The organism is Sivoneniella epilithica UHCC 1019, assembly GCF_040830845.1.
Taxonomy (GTDB): Bacteria; Cyanobacteriota; Cyanobacteriia; order Leptolyngbyales; family Leptolyngbyaceae; genus ULC077BIN1.
In genome coordinates this window covers 45,719-62,556 of record NZ_JBFPDP010000009.1, presented here as the reverse complement: position 1 = coordinate 62,556, position 16,838 = coordinate 45,719, and the positions used below count along the sequence as shown (strand labels likewise).

The 16,838-nt window shown below is 48.3% G+C and carries 15 protein-coding genes; 9 read left to right on the top strand and 6 right to left on the bottom strand.

Annotated elements, in window-relative coordinates; translation table 11 throughout:
- Entirely contained in the window at positions 1 to 468 is a 468-nt protein-coding gene (locus tag AB3R30_RS08025) for an SRPBCC family protein (RefSeq protein WP_458648645.1), read from the top strand.
- A gap of 60 nt (positions 469 to 528) precedes the next feature.
- Entirely contained in the window at positions 529 to 3,381 is a 2,853-nt protein-coding gene (mutS, locus tag AB3R30_RS08020; protein WP_458648644.1) for a DNA mismatch repair protein MutS, read from the top strand.
- Between the two features lie 87 nt (positions 3,382 to 3,468).
- On the opposite strand, the gene AB3R30_RS08015 is transcribed toward mutS, so the two are convergent.
- Together AB3R30_RS08015 and AB3R30_RS08010 are read right to left on the bottom strand one after the other, a co-directional pair.
- Positions 3,469 to 4,440, bottom strand: a complete 972-nt coding sequence (locus AB3R30_RS08015; protein ID WP_458648643.1) for a heme o synthase — start codon at positions 4,438 to 4,440, stop codon at positions 3,469 to 3,471.
- 167 nt (positions 4,441 to 4,607) lie between these two features.
- Positions 4,608 to 5,603 carry a COX15/CtaA family protein gene (locus AB3R30_RS08010; protein ID WP_458648642.1) on the bottom strand — a complete coding sequence of 332 codons (996 nt, stop codon included), beginning with the start codon at positions 5,601 to 5,603 and terminating at the stop codon, positions 4,608 to 4,610.
- A gap of 330 nt (positions 5,604 to 5,933) precedes the next feature.
- Here AB3R30_RS08010 and AB3R30_RS08005 point away from each other — a divergent pair, with 330 nt between their 5' ends.
- The gene (locus AB3R30_RS08005; protein ID WP_458648641.1) at positions 5,934 to 6,794 is read left to right on the top strand and encodes a glutathione S-transferase family protein; all 861 of its coding nucleotides are present in this window, start codon (positions 5,934 to 5,936) and stop codon (positions 6,792 to 6,794) included.
- A 17-nt stretch (positions 6,795 to 6,811) separates the two neighbouring features.
- On the opposite strand, the gene AB3R30_RS08000 is transcribed toward AB3R30_RS08005, so the two are convergent.
- Positions 6,812 to 8,848 (bottom strand): GAF domain-containing protein, encoded by a 2,037-nt coding sequence (locus tag AB3R30_RS08000; RefSeq protein WP_458648640.1) that lies wholly within the window; start codon positions 8,846 to 8,848, stop codon positions 6,812 to 6,814.
- A 531-nt stretch (positions 8,849 to 9,379) separates the two neighbouring features.
- Here AB3R30_RS08000 and AB3R30_RS07995 point away from each other — a divergent pair.
- On the top strand, positions 9,380 to 10,162 hold the full coding sequence (locus AB3R30_RS07995) for a hypothetical protein (protein WP_458648639.1): 783 nt from the start codon (positions 9,380 to 9,382) through the stop codon (positions 10,160 to 10,162).
- Positions 10,159 to 11,736 (top strand): NAD(P)H-hydrate dehydratase, encoded by a 1,578-nt coding sequence (locus tag AB3R30_RS07990; RefSeq protein WP_458648638.1) that lies wholly within the window; start codon positions 10,159 to 10,161, stop codon positions 11,734 to 11,736. Before AB3R30_RS07995 ends, AB3R30_RS07990 begins: the two co-directional genes overlap by 4 nt.
- A gap of 61 nt (positions 11,737 to 11,797) precedes the next feature.
- On the opposite strand, the gene AB3R30_RS07985 is transcribed toward AB3R30_RS07990, so the two are convergent.
- From AB3R30_RS07985 to AB3R30_RS07975, 3 genes are all read right to left on the bottom strand, one after another.
- Complete coding sequence (locus AB3R30_RS07985) at positions 11,798 to 13,132, bottom strand: hemolysin family protein (RefSeq protein ID WP_458648637.1); 1,335 nt, start codon at positions 13,130 to 13,132, stop codon at positions 11,798 to 11,800.
- A 231-nt stretch (positions 13,133 to 13,363) separates the two neighbouring features.
- Positions 13,364 to 14,167 carry a prohibitin family protein gene (locus AB3R30_RS07980; protein ID WP_458648636.1) on the bottom strand — a complete coding sequence of 268 codons (804 nt, stop codon included), beginning with the start codon at positions 14,165 to 14,167 and terminating at the stop codon, positions 13,364 to 13,366.
- Between the two features lie 12 nt (positions 14,168 to 14,179).
- Complete coding sequence (locus tag AB3R30_RS07975; RefSeq protein WP_458648635.1) at positions 14,180 to 14,653, bottom strand: hypothetical protein; 474 nt, start codon at positions 14,651 to 14,653, stop codon at positions 14,180 to 14,182.
- A 356-nt stretch (positions 14,654 to 15,009) separates the two neighbouring features.
- On the opposite strand from AB3R30_RS07975, the gene AB3R30_RS07970 reads away from it, so the two are divergent.
- The 4 genes from AB3R30_RS07970 to AB3R30_RS07955 are packed head-to-tail and all read left to right on the top strand — an operon-like array spanning position 15,010 to position 16,779.
- The gene (locus tag AB3R30_RS07970; RefSeq protein WP_458648634.1) at positions 15,010 to 15,630 is read left to right on the top strand and encodes a hypothetical protein; all 621 of its coding nucleotides are present in this window, start codon (positions 15,010 to 15,012) and stop codon (positions 15,628 to 15,630) included.
- Positions 15,631 to 15,689: 59 nt separating this feature from the next.
- Entirely contained in the window at positions 15,690 to 16,022 is a 333-nt protein-coding gene (locus AB3R30_RS07965; RefSeq protein ID WP_458648633.1) for a hypothetical protein, read from the top strand.
- A gap of 37 nt (positions 16,023 to 16,059) precedes the next feature.
- Complete coding sequence (locus tag AB3R30_RS07960) at positions 16,060 to 16,464, top strand: DUF1308 domain-containing protein (protein WP_458648632.1); 405 nt, start codon at positions 16,060 to 16,062, stop codon at positions 16,462 to 16,464.
- Positions 16,465 to 16,779 carry a hypothetical protein gene (locus AB3R30_RS07955; RefSeq protein ID WP_458648631.1) on the top strand — a complete coding sequence of 105 codons (315 nt, stop codon included), beginning with the start codon at positions 16,465 to 16,467 and terminating at the stop codon, positions 16,777 to 16,779.
- The last annotated feature ends 59 nt before the right edge of the window (positions 16,780 to 16,838 follow it).

Genomic DNA, 16,838 nt, shown 5'->3' with positions numbered 1-16,838 from the left:
ATGTCCAACTGGTTAGAACATTCGGTTCAAATTGAAGTCGATGCATCGCTGGATCTTGTGTGGGGTCTATGGTCTGATTTAGAACAGATGCCCCAATGGATGAAGTGGATCGATTCAGTCAAAATACTGGAAGAAGATCCCGATCTCTCCCGCTGGAAACTGGCAACGGGCGGGTTCGACTTTACCTGGCTATCGCGGATTACCAAGTTAGTACATCACCAAATCATTCAGTGGGAATCGGTGGATGGGTTACCTAATCGGGGAGCGATTCGCTTTTACGATCGCGGTGAACAGGGCAGCATTGTCAAATTAACCGTTGCCTATTCTGCGCCTGGTTTTTTGCTGCAATTAATGGATAACTTGTTTGTCGGGCGGATTGTGGAATCGACTCTGCAAGCCGATATGGAGCGATTTCGAGAATACGCGCTGCGAGCAAAAGCTCAGGCATCTAACTTAGAATCGACCTAAATTCCCGCTTAAATGTGGCTTGCGCTAGAGTCATTAACACTGGTGCATTATGGGTGATTCATGACGGATTCGGCTGCTGACTTAACTCAGCTTACAGAAGGGCTACCGGAGCGGTTGGTCAAATATCAGGTGCGATATGCCAACCATCGGGATGTGAATCGTGAGGCACTTACCCCGATGATGCGACATTATGTGGAGATTAAAGACCAGTATCCCCACGCACTGCTGCTCTATCGGATTGGGGATTTTTATGAGACGTTTTTTCAGGACGCGATCGCGATCGCCCGTGCCTTAGAACTGGTACTCACCGCCAAACACGCTGGCGAAGAAATCGGACAGGTGCCCTTGGCAGGCATTCCGCACCATGCCCTCGATCGCTACTGCACCCAACTGGTAGAAAAAGGTTTTTCTGTGGCAGTTTGCGACCAAACGGAAGACGCTGCGGAAGCTCAGGGGCGGTTGGTGCAGCGGGAAGTAACGCGGGTAATTACTCCGGGCACTGTCCTAGAAGAAGGAATGCTGAATGCGCGGCACAATAATTTTTTGGTAGCCATAGTCATTGCCGGAAATCATTGGGGCTTAGCCTATGCGGATGTTTCCACGGGCGAATTTTTGACCACCCAGTCGGAAGCCTTGGATCAACTCACTCAAGAGCTTTTGAGACTCCAGCCTGCTGAAGTTCTCGTGCCTACAAACGCCCCTGATTTGGGTAGCCTGCTCCGTCCGGGGGAACGCTCGGAGCAATTGCCCGATTGTTTTCCGCCTCAGTTTTGCTACACCCTGCGATCGCAATCGTCATTTGTGCTATCCGAAGCCCGGTATCGATTATTGCAGCGATTCAAGCTGCGATCGCTCGAAGGCGTAGGCTGTGATCACCTTCCCTTAGCAGTCCGAGCCGCAGGCGGTTTACTAGAATATCTCCAATCCACCTCAGAACGTGGCTTTACGAGAACACACGACATTCAAGAGCCAGATTCACCTCAAAACTCAAAACTTAAAACTCAAAACTTAAAACTTGCTCACGCCTCCCTTTACCAAGTTCCCCTACAACCCCTCTGTACCTACACGCTGACCGAATTTTTGACGATCGATTATCAAACGCGACGCAACTTAGAAATTACTCAAACGGCAAGAGATAACACCTTTCACGGATCATTGCTGTGGGCACTCGATCGCACCGTAACGGCAATGGGCAGTAGATCGCTGCGGCGTTGGCTACTGCAACCCCTGCTTAAGCTATCAGAGATTCAGGCGCGGCAAGACTCGATCTCGGAACTGGTTCAGAACAGTGCTTTGCGGCAAACGGTGCAAAAGGTACTCAAGCAAATCTATGATTTAGAGCGATTGGCAGGTCGAGCCGGATCGGGCACCGCCAACGCACGGGATTTAACCACCCTAGCAGATTCTTTCTCTAGACTGCCCGACTTGGCAATGGTGGTGGCAAAGGCAGAGTCGCCCTACCTAAAGGATTTACAATCTGTGCCGCCCCAGTTAGAAGCTTTGGGACGACATCTGCGATCGCACCTCACCGAAAATCCGCCCCTCACTCTCACCGAAGGCAACCTGATCCGTTCAGGGGTTAACGCCAAACTGGATGACCTGCGACAGCAAGTGGACGACGATCAAACCTGGATTCGCGATTTGGAAGCGATTGAGCGCGATCGCACCGGAATTTCTACCCTAAAAGTTGGCTACAGCAAAACCTTTGGCTACTACATCAGCATTTCTCGCGCCAAAGCCACCCAAACCCCAGACGACTATCAGCGTAAACAAACTCTGACCAACGAAGAGCGCTACATTACCGTGGAACTCAAAGACCGGGAAAGCCGGATTTTCGCCGCACGGGATGAACTGAATCGGCTGGAATATGAGATATTCGCCGAGTTGCGTCTAGAAGTCGGCACCCACGTCGAACTAATTCGCACTGTTGCGAAATCCGTCGCCGCTGCCGATAGTTTATGTGGCTTAGCCGAACTCGCCGTCCTCCAAGGCTACTGCCGCCCTCAAATAATTCAAGGACGAGAAATCCAAATCCTCGAAGGCCGCCACCCCGTCGTTGAGCAATCCCTGCCAGCCGGATTTTTTGTCCCCAACTCTACAGAGCTAGGGAACAGGGAACAGGGAATAGGGAATAGGGAACAGGAACTAGAAGCCGGGGAAGAAACCCAAGAACTCTCCTTAACTCAAAGCTCAAAACTCAAAACTCAAAACTCATTCCTCCCGCCTGATCTAATCATCCTGACGGGACCCAACGCCAGCGGTAAAAGCTGCTATCTGCGGCAGGTGGGGCTGATTCAGCTATTGGCGCAAATGGGTAGCTATGTGCCAGCGCAGGCGGCAACCTTGGGCATTTGCGATCGCATCTTTACTCGTGTGGGCGCGGTAGACGATTTGGCAACTGGACAATCTACATTCATGGTGGAGATGAATGAAACGGCGAATATTTTGAACCACGCTACGCCGCGATCGCTAGTGCTGCTAGATGAAATTGGGCGTGGCACGGCGACCTTTGATGGACTGTCGATCGCCTGGGCAGTAGCAGAATATTTAGCCACCAACATTCAGGCAAGAACTATCTTTGCCACCCATTACCACGAACTCAACGAGTTAGCCTCGATTCTGCCCAACGTGGCAAACTACCAAGTGACAGTTAAGGAACTACCTGACCAAATTGTGTTTTTGCACAAAGTGCAGCCCGGTGGAGCCGATCGCTCCTATGGCATTGAAGCCGGACGCTTGGCGGGATTGCCCGCATCGGTCATAGATCGCGCCAAACAGGTGATGACCCAGATCGAAAAGCATAGCAAAATCGCGATTGGGTTGCGCAAAAGCAATTCGCCGGAAAAATCCGCAAAAGAAAAAACTGGTAGATATGCCGCTAAGCCAGACGAACAGTTGGATATCTTCGGTTGAGCAGGGCGATCGTTTGGTGAGCGATCGCTCAATCCTGATTTTCTACCTGCGTAATCCTTTTTTTGGTAGTTGAGTATCTGTGTTGGGTCAAGGCAACGCACTTACCAAGCTTTGCAAGTTTTCACTTAATAGAGCCGTGAATTGATGTGTTACGGGCAAGCTATCAAGTGCCATACCAGCACAGAGCAGCATTAAGTAAAAGATGGAATATTTAAACACCGATCGCGCGACTTGCAAATCCGATGGAGCCTGCATCAGTTGCCATGCCTTTTGTACAAAGATACCGCCTAGCAAAAGGGCGATCGCGGCATACACAGCACCCATCACATGCAGCGGATAGACGAGCAGCAACGTGACGGGGATTAGTGCCAGCGTGTAGTAAAAGATTTGGCGGGCAGTGGGTTCGTTCCCTTCGACGACTGGCAGCATCGGCACACCGACCTTGGCATAATCATCGCGAATTAGTACCGCCAACGCCCAGAAGTGGGGTGGAGTCCAGAAAAAGATAATGGCAAACAGCACCCAGGCTGCCCAGCTTAGATCCCCGGTGACGGCTGCCCATCCAACTAGAGGCGGAATTGCTCCAGCCGCTCCCCCAATCACAATATTCCAGGTGCTATGGCGCTTTAGCCAATGGGTGTAGACCAGCACATAAAAGACGATGCCTGACATCGCTAGACAGGCGGCTAGCAGATTGGCAAAAGTAGTGAGCAGTGTAAAGGAGGTTACAGTAAGGACGATCGCAAAGATGAGTGCATGAAGCGGCTGCACACGACCGGAGGGAAGGGGGCGATGCCGAGTGCGTTCCATGATGTAATCAATGTCGCGATCGTAGAGACAGTTGATGGTATTTGCCGCCCCGGAAGCAAACGCGCCACTCACGAGCGTAATCAAAAGCAGCACTGGATCAACCTGCCCCTCTGCCGCAATCCACATCCCGCCTGCGGTGGTAATCAGCAGCAGCAAGATAATCCGAGGCTTCGTTAGCTGATAGTAACTTTGAATAATTTGAATGAGATTGTCGTGGTGCCGAGTCGTTGTAGAGAGAGTTTCTTGCATTTTCGAGTGTTCCTCACAAAATGATTCACCGATGCCATGGGTTTGATTCAGTGCATCAGTGATGCAGGGGGATTAATTTAGTCAAGTATTAGAGAAGCAATTATCAGAGCGTTAACAAGTAACACCGATCAGGAAATAACCACTGCTGTTATTGACGGTACTAGGACTTAAGCAGGGTGTCCATCGGCTGGGTGAGCGATCGCCGGACTCATGGACACAGAATCAATCGGCGAATCAGCGGTAGGCAGAATTACTGTAGCAGGGCTAGCCACATCTCGAAACGCCAACACAGCAAAGGTCACCAGCACTCCTAGCAACCCTGCACCGATCGACTGATGGGCAATAGTCAAGGGTTCTACCTGTAACCGCAACTTGAAGGTAGCAACTCCTAAAGCAATTTGCAGCACCAGCAAACTTCCGGCAAAATTAGCTAAGCGTCTCAGGCTAGGGTGTAGGGCTGGAGTGCGCCATGCCCAAACAGTTAGGGTCAGCGTGGTGAGGGTCGCAGGAATAACTCCAGCAAGGTGGCTGTGCATCACGCCACACAATGTCGAATCGCTCAAGCATTGATGCAGCGCCCACTGAGAGCCAACGAGTGCCCCCAAAATACTTTGGATGTAAACGCAAATTGCGGCGATCGCAGCGACTAAATGCAGCTTGCCCGCCGTTCCAGTTCCTTGATAGGGCTGAAGCGCAACTCCCATCGACAACAGCGTCATGAAAAATAGCAGTGCCGTACCCAAATGTGCAGTCACAATATCAAATCGCAGCAGTTCTGTGACGGTGAACGCCCCCAAAATGCCTTGAAAGACTACTAAAAACAGGACTAATAATGAAATCCAGGGTGCCCATTTAGGCAGGTTCCGACGATACCACCAGCAAAAACCGACTAACGCGATCGCAAACAGCCCCATTGAAGAAGCCGTCAGCCGATGAAACCATTCCAAAAAGACCTGTAGATTCATCTGCTTCTGCGGCACCAGCGCGCCATAGCAAAGCGGCCAATCAGGACACGCCAGCCCTGCATTCATCACACGGGTCGCACTTCCTAACGCCATTAAAAACAGCGTTTCACCTGCCATTCCCAGCACAAATCGACTAATCCATTCGCGAGGGCGAGAAGGCTTATCGTCCATTCGCTGGTAGAAGGTAATGTCAACCATGAGCGTTCAACCTCATTCCAAAAATCACATGCTCTTTAAAATAATCCTGAGTCATCGCTCAACCTACAGCCGAAAGGTTATTTTCGATGAGGCAGAGATTCTTCGCAATAGTTATCACTGTAGTAAGTTTGTCTAACTTAATGTGTAAGATTTAGCAATTTCTTCCGATTAGTTTTGATTCTGCAAATCTCATTCAAAAAATGAGTATTCTTTAACACATTTTTGCTCACTATAGTGAGGTTTATTGGATGTTCTATGGGCATCCCTGCCAAGGTAGAAAAGAATAAAACTTGAGACTTATTTTGCCGAGAATCTATCTAAAGAGTGACGATGACAACTCACGCTTTGAGAGGATTTGACGCTAGAGTATCAGTGCTGTCTGTGTTGGAGAAAAGGGGAATGCTAGAGCTATACCAATTTGAGATGTCCCATTATGTCGAAAAGATTCGCCTAATTTTGGACTACAAAGGATTGGAGTATCGCAGAATTAACGTCGCCCCTGGCATGGGTCAGTTGGATTTGATGCAGATCTCAGGGCAACGGCAAGTGCCAGTGTTGAAAGACGGCAGCGAAATTATTGCAGATTCCACGGCGATCGCAGAATATTTAGACAAACAGTATCCCGACAAACCGATTATTCCTCACGATCCAAAACTGCGTGGCTTGTGTCTGATGATGGAACAATGGGCAGACGAATCGATTGGACTGAATGCTCGTAAATGCCTAATTGGTTCCTTAGGGCAAGATCAAAGCTTCCGCACCGCCGTCCTTCCCTCTAATACGCCAGATTTCCTCAAAAACCTGGTAGGCTCAGTTCCTAGCGATTTGTTTAGCTTTTTCGGGTTGGGCGTGGGTCTGGGTCCCGATGCGATCAAATCGGCTCATGAGGCTATGAAGCGCGACCTGACTGCGCTGTGCTTTATTTTGCTAGAGCAACCCTACTTGGTTACCGATCATCCAACCCTGGCAGATTTCGCGGTTGCGGGTTTAACGATGTATGTCAAGTTTCCTGAGGGACACTACCTCAACATTCCTGAGTCGCTGAAGGGTAAAGGAGTGACTGGCATTGCTGACCTTGGCACCTTCAAGCCCTTCTTTGACTGGCGAGATAAGCTCTACGCCGACTATCGCAAACCTTTAACCGAGATGCCCCCCAGTGGAGCGCGTCCGACCTCGATCGAGATTGATTAAAGGCGAGGGGTGAAGGGCTAACTACTAACAAAAGGCAATGCGATGATGAAGCAGACTTGTTCTGAAGCGCTTTTAACGGTGATGGTGCCGCCTAGATACTCGACTAGCTTTTTAGTTAAGGAAAGCCCTAGTCCTGTACCGCCTTTTTTCCAAGGATCATGATTAGGAATCCGGTAAAACGGGTCAAAAACGCGGCTCAGTTCTTTGGGGGAAATAGTCACACCAGAGTTTTGTACTGTTAACTGAAACTGGGACGCTTCAATGGTAATGTCTAGGCTAATTTTTCCGTTTTCAGGAGTGTATTTACAGGCGTTGTTTAAGAGTTCTACTAAGATCCGGGTGAGGATAAAGGAATCTGAAACAAGCGGTGGCAAGTTTTCAGCTAGGTTGATGGTGAGGGTTTGTTGGTTCATCTGAGCGCGATGTTGAAAGGTTTCAACAATATGCGATGTCCAGTCTTCTAGACAAATTGTCCCAAGGCTGAGCGGATGCACACCGGCGTTGAGGTGTTGGGTTGCAAGAAGATCGTTAATCAAAATAATTTCGCGATCGCATTCGTCTTCTAGCACCTTAAGATACTGCTTCACTTTATTAGCCCGTTCTTCTAGAAAAGAGGGCAAGGCATTTTCTGGGGCTTTGCTAAGAATAATTTTGAGCAGGTTGGTCACCATTTTGATGCTAGAGAGGGGTGTTCTCAATTCATGGGAGACGGTGCTTAAAAAATCATCCTTAAGCTGATTCAATCGCTCTAGTTCTTTAACTTGGGTGTGAGCGGCTTGGTAAAGACGAGCTTGACGAAGGGCGATCGCGCAATAACTAGCGACCTGTTGCACCAATCGCTCTTCTTGCCCATCGAAAATATGGCTTCGCCGTGCATAGAGCCGCAGGCTACCGAGATAGCCTTGATCGTCAAAAATCGGGCAGGCAAAGATGGCGCTTTGTCCTGGGTTTAGAAAAGGTTCGGTTGGGCAAAATTGACAAAATTGTCCCTGTTGCAACTGCTGGGAAAGTGCTGAAAATGCCTGAAAACGATCGGTCGGTGGCAGATCTGATAAAGAAAGTGCTGTATACTCGCGATCGCAGTTAGATTGCGTTGGTTCTTCTAAGTTGCACAAAACTGCTTGACAAAACTGAATTTCTGCAACTGATGCCAGTTCTTGCACTGCCGTTTGCAAAATTTGGTTTTCGTCCAAACTGTCTCGAACGTGATCAGTAATTCGCTTGAGTTTTGCCTCAAACTCTAGAGTTTGTTGCAGCCGGATGGTGTGTTCTTGCGCTTGATAGCCCACATCTGCCTGCAATTGGTGTACCTGTTTCCGCAATCGTGCCCGTTCTACTGCCATGCCTAACAAAACCGCTAGTCGGCGTAAAAATTGCACCTCGCGTTCTTGCCATTGGCGGGGTACAGAGCATTGATGGACTGCCAGCAACCCCCACAGATCCTGCTCCCGAAAAATAGGAACCGCTAACCGAGCTTGAATTTGAAAAAACTCAAGTAGCTTAACGGTGCTGCTGTTGATCGCGATCGTTTGGTAGGAACCAACAGTGTCAACGTTGTCTTGGCTAGCCGTTCTAATATCATTAATTAGCGATGCTTGCCCTTGAAGATTAGCTTGAATCGCCGTCTGGTCAGAGGTTAGCTGATCGCAAATCACGTATCCCAGTTGAGAAGGGTAGGGCGGCATTACACATTCCACTACTGCGGAACTGCTCCAATCTTTATGAAGCTGATAGATACAAACGCGATCGCTTTTTAGAAAAGTTTGAATATGTTGAACTATTACTTGAAAAGTCTTCTGAATATCAATCGATTGTTGAATGAGTTGTGTAATTTCATGAAGAACACGATCGCTCTCCTGCATCCAATCTAACTGTGCTTTGAATTGTTCTTGCTTTAAAGTCACGTCTTGCAATTTTCGGGTGATGTAAGAAAGTTCGGCTGCTTGTTGTGCTATAGCTTGTTGAATAATGGGGTCAGGTTTCGATAAGGGCGATTGATTTGGTGGGGAAAAGTTGACATTTGTATGGGCTTCCATTGCATTTTTACTATCCATTTATTTGAGAGTTTAATTATTAATTCTTAATCAAATTTGTCTCTTTCCTTATATAGAGAAGATGTCCTAATACCTGTAAACACACTATGTCAGATTCCAATGTCTTCAGAAAACTTAATAAGAATAAGGCGAATAGGACTAATTTTATCCGGAGCAGTTTTTTGGCAGAAATAATTTGTGAGATTGCTCAAGAAAATCTGTGATTAAAACTTTGTGATTAAGACTTTAAGTCTTTAAGTTTGCGTAAATTTCTGTAAGACACCATTCGGAAAATACGGTTTTTCTTCTTAAGACAATCTTAAAAAGAAAGTTTTTCTAAAGAAAATAGTGATTTAGTAGATCATTAATTACAGCTAGAACTGCGTTCTTCAGCGAGTTAAACTTCTTTTTTTAACTATTTTTTGTTTGTTTAACGTAATGAATAAATATTGCTGCCCATGGTGAGCGCCACTCAGCTTTTTTGTTGCTTCAATTCCAAATTCTGCATGTAACATAGCATTCCATATAGGCTGATGATGTGGGGGCGATAGGATGGCAAAGCAACAAACAAGAAATATTGGCTTGATCTTTGGAGTCGCGATCGCGGGGTCATTGCTCGTGGCTCCCATCAGTCCTGCTCAACAAGCATTGCCGCCGCCGCCATCGGTGCCTAATCTAGCGCCCTTGCCCTCCTTGCAGCCTGTTAATGCTATGCCGGGAATGATAATTGCGCCTCAAGAAGGCTTTTTCCAAGCGCCTGCCCAACTTCCCAGCAACACTTTTCCTAGCAATACTGCCAGCTACCAAGTGTTGGTGAATGGAGACAGCCCCTATTTACTGCAACAAATTCAGCGCGTGGATGCTGCCTCGTTTGTGCGGGAATATCAGGGTAAACAGGTGATTCAGGCAGGTGTATTTAGTACAACCGCAGAAGCCCAGCAGCGGGTAGCAGTGTTGAATCAGCAGGGAATTGGTGCCCAAGTGGTGACGGCAACGGTGGGGTATCAAAGCCAGGTAATGCCCCCAACGTATCCTGGTGTTCCCAATTCAGCAATGGGCAACCCAGCGATGGGTCTGAATCCAAACGCCATGAATGCTGACCTGCCAAGGATTCCTTTTTATCAGGTGGTCGTGCCTACGCCTGCCGCGAACTACGGGATGATTACGAACAAAATGATGACAATGGGAGTGCGCCCGGAGGCAATTCAAACGCGGCGATCGCCCAATGGTCCTCATGTGGCGGTGGGTCCCTTTACCCAACAAAGAGAAGCAGAAAGCGTCAGTAGCTATCTTCGCAGTGGCGGCATGGATGCACGGGTCTTTTATTCGAGATGACACGGCAGCCACTTTTCCAGCAGCATCAGATTCAGCAGATCGTGGTGACGGCTGCTGAAATGCGCGAAGTGGAAGCGCGGATTTTTGCAGCAGGAATGCCTGTGGCAGCCTTGATGGAAAAAGTGGCGATCGCGATCGTCCAGCGGATTGCAGAGTTATACCCTGCTCCCATGCAAGTTGGGATATTAGTTGGATCAGGACACAACGGCGGCGACGGGCTAGTTGTGGCACGAGAGTTGCACTTTCGCGGCTACGCAGTTTCGGTCTATTGTTGCTCAACCCAGTTTAAGGAACTCACTGGCTATCATGCAAATTACTGTCAAAGCTTAGGAATTCCCTTTATAGAGCAGGTTGCTGCGCTGCAAAACTGCAATCTGCTGATTGATGCGCTCTTTGGCATTGGGTTAGCTCGGCAGCTATCCACGGATCTAGTTGCCCTCATCAATCAGGTCAATACCTGGATGAAACCCGTTATCAGCATTGATCTACCATCGGGATTGCAGACCGATACAGGGCAGCCTTTAGGAACTGCGATTCAAGCAACGCACACGCTTTGTTTAGGGTTGTGGAAGCAGGGGTTGTTGCAAGATCAAGCGCTGAAGTTTGTTGGCAAAGCAGAACTGATCGATTTTGATGTGCCGCTAGCCGATGTGTTGGCAGTGGTGGGTGAGTTGCCCAAAGTGCGGCGGATTACCACAGACAGCGCGATCGCCCATCTTCCTTTACAGCGTCCTGCCACAGCACATAAATATACAATGGGTCACCTGCTGCTCGTGTGTGGCTCTCGGCAATATGCAGGGGCGGCGATTTTGGCAGGTTTAGGAGCGCGTGCCAGTGGGGTAGGGATGCTGTCGATCGCGGTACCGGAATCACTGAAGCCGATTTTAATTGCCCAACTACCGGAAGCGCTGATTGTGGGCTGTGCTGAAACAGAGTTGGGCGCGATCGCTCATTTGCCCATGGATGATTTAGAGAGCTATAACGCGATCGCCTGCGGTCCCGGTTTAACCAGCGATGCGGGTGCCGTTGTGCAGTGCGTTTTGGACAGCGATCGCCCGTTGCTGCTGGATGCGGATGGACTCAATTACCTCGCCAGTGCAGGTGCGATTCCCACTTTGCAATCGAGATCGGCGGCAACCATTCTCACGCCCCACTGGGGGGAATTCAACCGTCTGTTTCCCGATCTCGCTGATAACCCAACCTGTCGGATTGCCACAACTCAACAAGCCGCCGCCCAAACCGGGGCGATCGTTTTGCTCAAAGGTGCCCACACTATCATTGCTGATTCCCACATCACCTGGATCAATCCCGACAGCACCCCCGCCCTTGCCCGTGGCGGCAGTGGCGATGTCTTCACAGGCTTACTCAGCGGACTCCTAGCCCAGCACTCCGCCTCTAACGTCCACCCCCCAACACCTCTCGCCTCTTCCCTCTCGCCTCTCACCTCTCTCGTCCAATCTGCAACTTGGTGGCATTCCCAAGCTGGGATTTTGGCGGCTCAAGAGCGGACAGAGTTGGGTGTGGATGCCTATACTTTGACTCAATATCTATCCCAGATTTGGCGGGTGGTTTGAGTTTGGGCGATCGCGGCTAGAGCTAAGTCCGTTTCTGCACTCAACATATCCATAACGGCTATTAATCCTCTTCTTCCACAGGTGTTAATGGTGTCTCAGGCGGCAGCGGCACAACCAGGACTTTATCGACTCGCGTACCGTCCATGTCCATTACTTCAAACCGAAAGCCGATCGCCTCAAAGAAGTTTCCCGATGTGGGCACTCGTCCCAAAACCGCCATCACAAAGCCGCCCAGCGTATGGTAATGCTCTTCTTCCTCCTTGGGTAATATCTCTTGCTCCAACAGGTCTTTCAATGGCTCGATTGGCAACAATCCATCTAGCAGCCAAGAACCATCCTCTCGACGAATGACTTGGGGTTCTTCTTCATCTTCTACGGAGGGCAATTCGCCCACGATCGCTTCCACCAAGTCATTCAGTGTCACTAACCCTTCAATACCGCCATACTCATCGGTGATCAAAGCAATATGAGTCCCGGATTCCTGGAAGATTTCTAGCACTTTTAAGGCGCGGCTGTTTTCGGGAATATAGAGCGGCGATCGCAGCAAGCTATTGAGATCAACGGGAGCGTGTGCCAACTGCAAAGAGAGAATATCCCTCGCCCTCACAATGCCTAAACAACTATCCAGGCTCCCCTGGGCTACGGGAAACCGAGAATAGGTATTGTCTAAAATTTCTTGCTGATTTTCTTCCCAGGGTGCCTCAACATCCAGCCATGAAATCGCAGTGCGAGGAGTCATCAAGGTTTTAATAGCGCGATCGCCCAATCGAAACACCCGCGACACGATCTCCTGTTCCGCTTCCTCAAACATCCCCGCTTCAGTGCCTTGTTCAATCAGCACTTTAATTTCTTCTTCTGTCACACTCGGTTCATCGGATGCCTGAATATTTAGCAGCTTTAGCAGACCCTCCGTTGAAACACTCAGCAAATGCACCACGGGAGCCATCAAGATAGACAGCGATCGCATGGGACCTGCCACACTGCAAGCAATTTTTTCAGGATTATTCAGCGCGATCCGTTTAGGCACCAACTCACCGATCACTAACGACAAGTAGGTAATCGCAGATACTACAGCCAGAATGCTAAGTGGTTTACTGTAGGGCGAGAGTAGAGGAATAGTGATCAGAACTCCTTCCAGTCGCTGAGCGATCGTTGCTCCAGCCACAGTACCGCTGAGAATGCCGATCAAGGTGATGCCAATTTGGACTGTGGAAAGAAAATTGTTGGGAGAGCTAGCTAGCTTCAGCGCCAGCCGCGCCCTTTTATCGCCTTGCTTCACCATCTGCTCTAAGCGAACCTTTCGGGCAGAAAGAATCGCAAGTTCTGAGCCTGAAAAAATACCGTTGGCGATCATCAACGCAAGAATGAGAGCAATTTCGGTGGCAACAGAAGACATATTGGAAAGACTTTTACTCCAAAGACTACATTCTACGCTCTCCAGCATCGAACTTCTGTTTGCCTGTCACCTCAGATTTTTGAGAGGTCTAAGACAGAACGGTTTATTTCCACCTGTCATTTTTTGTTGATTGACAGATCTCTGTAGGGGCGCGGCATCCCCTGCGGAAAGCAAGCTTGTATCTTGAAACTAATCAGGAACTGACTACCAAATGCTACGCCCTTAGCCACATTAAGACGATTTTCCAGGTTCTAGGTTAATAAAGGGTAGCGCACCATTCCCACCCATCACCTGCGGAAATTTGCCGTCCCATTTGTCGATCGCCTGTTTTTGCAGCAGTTCTGGCGTAAGAGTTTCTCGCAGCAATCGCTGAGCTTCTGCCTGTCCTTTTGCCCGATTCACATTGGCTTCTGCTTCCTGCTCCGCTTCTTGAGCAATGTAAACTGCCCGTTGAGCGCGTTGTTCTGCAATTTGTTTTTCTTCCACCGCCTTAGAAAACTCAGTCGAAAAAGTTAGATCAACCACGCTAGTATCCAGCACAATAATGCCGTATTTTTGCAGACGTTCCCCCAGGGCAATATCAAAGTCTTGCTTCAATTCGTCGCGCTTAGTAATTGCCTCTTCCACTGTGCGACGGGCAGCAGCGACTTTGAAGGATTCTTGCGTTTGAGGCGCAATGATTTTGGAAACGATGTTTTGCAGCGATCCTTGAGTCCGGCGAATATTGACCACTTGCACCGGATCGAGGCGAAAGTTAATCGCAAAACTGGCGGTCAACTGCTGCAAATCTTTGGTGGAGCTTTGAGCCGGAACTTCAAACTTTTGTACTGTTAAATCGTACATATCTACCCGTGAAACCAACGGTGGTTTTAGATGAATGCCTTCTAGCAACACTCCGTCTCTTGCTTTTCCTAAAATACTGAGTACTCCCGCTTCACCTGGATTGATGACTACATAGGCATTTAGCCCAATCAACAGGGCGATCGCGGCTAGAAAAAGCAGCACAGTTGTCTGCCAGTTTGTTTGACTTTTCATAGTAGAGTTTTGTTACCACAATGCCCGAATTTCACACGCTCCCAGTGTAGACCGCATTACCCCATCATTGCCTTGATAGCGGGCTGGAATGTAGCCACTCTGTTGGACAATACGGGTGTAGGAAGATTCAACATAGGGAATGCGTACCCCAATATAGGAGCGCCCGTCAGCCCCTAAACTTGTGTTGGTTCCATTGGATAGCTCAACTTTGTCTCCTCTGGTTAAATTCCCTAACCTATTTCCAGGTTGCGCCACATCATTGAATGGAATAGAGCGATCAGCGACGATTCTGCGGCAATTCCGGTTGCGCTGAGCCAGTTTGCCATTGTTTGGCGATCGCCCCAATTGCCCAATTTGGATATCATCTGCACGAGCAAGTGTGAGTGATTGGGGGCTGAGTGCGATCGCGGTATTGCCTTCAAGCAGGGCGATCGCGCCCAAATATACTGCCCAAATGAATTGTCTTTGTATCCTTAGTCTGTCCATAGACAATCCAAGCTCGATAGAACATCTACGACGATAGACGATTCGTTCTACAACAACTAAAATTTGCAGGAATTATTTAGCAACGTGGGCGCTCTCTGAGCCTAATGTTTTTAAGAGAAGCTCTTCTAACTTATCAGCCTATGCAGGAGATAGTTCTCAATCCCCTTGACCAATCAGTTTTGACTCTGCATTGTAGATATAGGGTTGTTTCGATCCGCTGGATCGAGAATTACAGCGGTTTTCACTTGAGTAGACCACAAACCCCTGTAGGGGCAGTTCGCGAACTGCCCCTACCTGTGTGGCTTACCCGTCCGACAATTGCTGTAGTACTAAACGAAACTGACGCTGGCAGCACTATGGCAAATTTGCTCCTTCTTGCTTGGATTTTCTTGATTTTTTGGTCTATTACCCTTGTCTTTTCCAATGGTTTATGGGCATTTCTTACATTCATACTCTCTTGTATTGTTCTAGCAGCTTGGTCTAATACTCCAGAAGCTAAGGCAATCCGTGGGAAGCAAGAAACTGAGGCTAAGCGTGCTGAACTTGCTGCTACTAAGGCAACCCAAGGGCTAGAGAAAAATTTTCAACAATTGTCTAAAGATCCTACCAATACTGAAGCACTAGACTATGTTCTAGATGTACTGGAGGGTCTTAGCAAGGAAAAGCTTAAGCCTTTAATCAGCAACATTGTTTTACCGTTATTAGAGATTAAGCCATTAGACGAGCGTGTACGCGCTACAGTCTTTTCCTGCGCTCAAAGGGCTATTTCTCGTTCTGCTTTGTCAACGCAGGTTTCATCTAAAGCGTTTTATGATGCAGCTTTGGATATTCTTCAGCAGCATCCCGATCAGACCTCTCTTAAAAAATATGCCTTAGAGGTTGGTCGCTGGCACTATTCCATATCTAGACCAGATGGCAAAGTCACAATATACGACGAACAATCTATACAAAATGACCTTCTTGTCAGATCAAGATAGTCTCTCAAGACCGTTAGTTTAAAGCATTTCGTTCAGTGCTAAGCCTTAAGGAGGTATCTGTGAAAGCACGTGATTTTATCAAACCTGGTGAAAATATATTAGTGATCTTCACTCACGGTATTAACTTTGAACTCGATGATGATAATACGGGTTCGACCGGTGAGTGGGAGATTGATCCAAATCGTTCAGTTAATCGTGTTATTGTCTATCACCGTCATGATGCGATGAAAACAAACACCTTGTATATCGCCAATCATGCTGGTGTGAAGCCAGCCAACAGACAAGGGCGACACAACATTCAACTTACTCATGTTCAATACATTGGGGCAACGTCTAAGAATTGGCTTGAGTTCGCTGAAGGTGGGCAGCATCCAATTCGGTATCTTCCGTAAACTCGACTCAGTATCAGTGCATAACCGAATCTAGCGCGTGATTAATCTGGATACCAATACTGCGATCGCATTTGTTGCGGAAGGTTCCACCGTTCGCCATCAGCTAAAGGCGTTTGTTCAAGACCAGCAACTGGTTATGGCAAAAACTGCTTTCGATGAATTCGTCAATATTGTGAAGTATTCAGGCGGTAGCTCAGAACAGGCAAGAGCCAATCGATTCTTGCAACGAGTCACTGTGGTTCCAGACAATCCTTCGATCTCAGCCCAAGCGTTGCAGCCAACGCGGAGTTTAGACCCCAACGATATAATCATTTTAGGCACGGGCGACCACATGGGAATTATCACCATGACTGCTGATGCAAAAGCAGTTCGAGCCGCTAGCGCACAGGGAGTTGATTTCAACGTTTATCTTCATCTTTCTTATCCATTGACAGGTTGCTGAATGATGCAAAAAACAATTCCAGCCCATCTCGTCAGTACCTATCGGTTGCTTCAATGTGCATTTCCTCAAGGCATTGAAGATCAAGAGTATCTGCCGTTACTATCAATTCTCTACGAGCAAATGTCCGATCGCAGTTTAGCGCAGGCGATCGCTGAATTTACAGGCAGAGAGTATCACATCGTCTTGAATGACGTGTACCACATTGGAGCAATAGCAACATTTTCAGCCAAAGTGACCGATCTGATCAAACAGAAATTGATCCATTGCGGCTATGAAAAGTGGTTGGTAGAAGAGTCATCTCAATCGGCAATCTAAACAATGCTGATGTATCTAAAATTAGGTTGAAGTTACCCAGCAGGTTCGAGAGTTGCTCT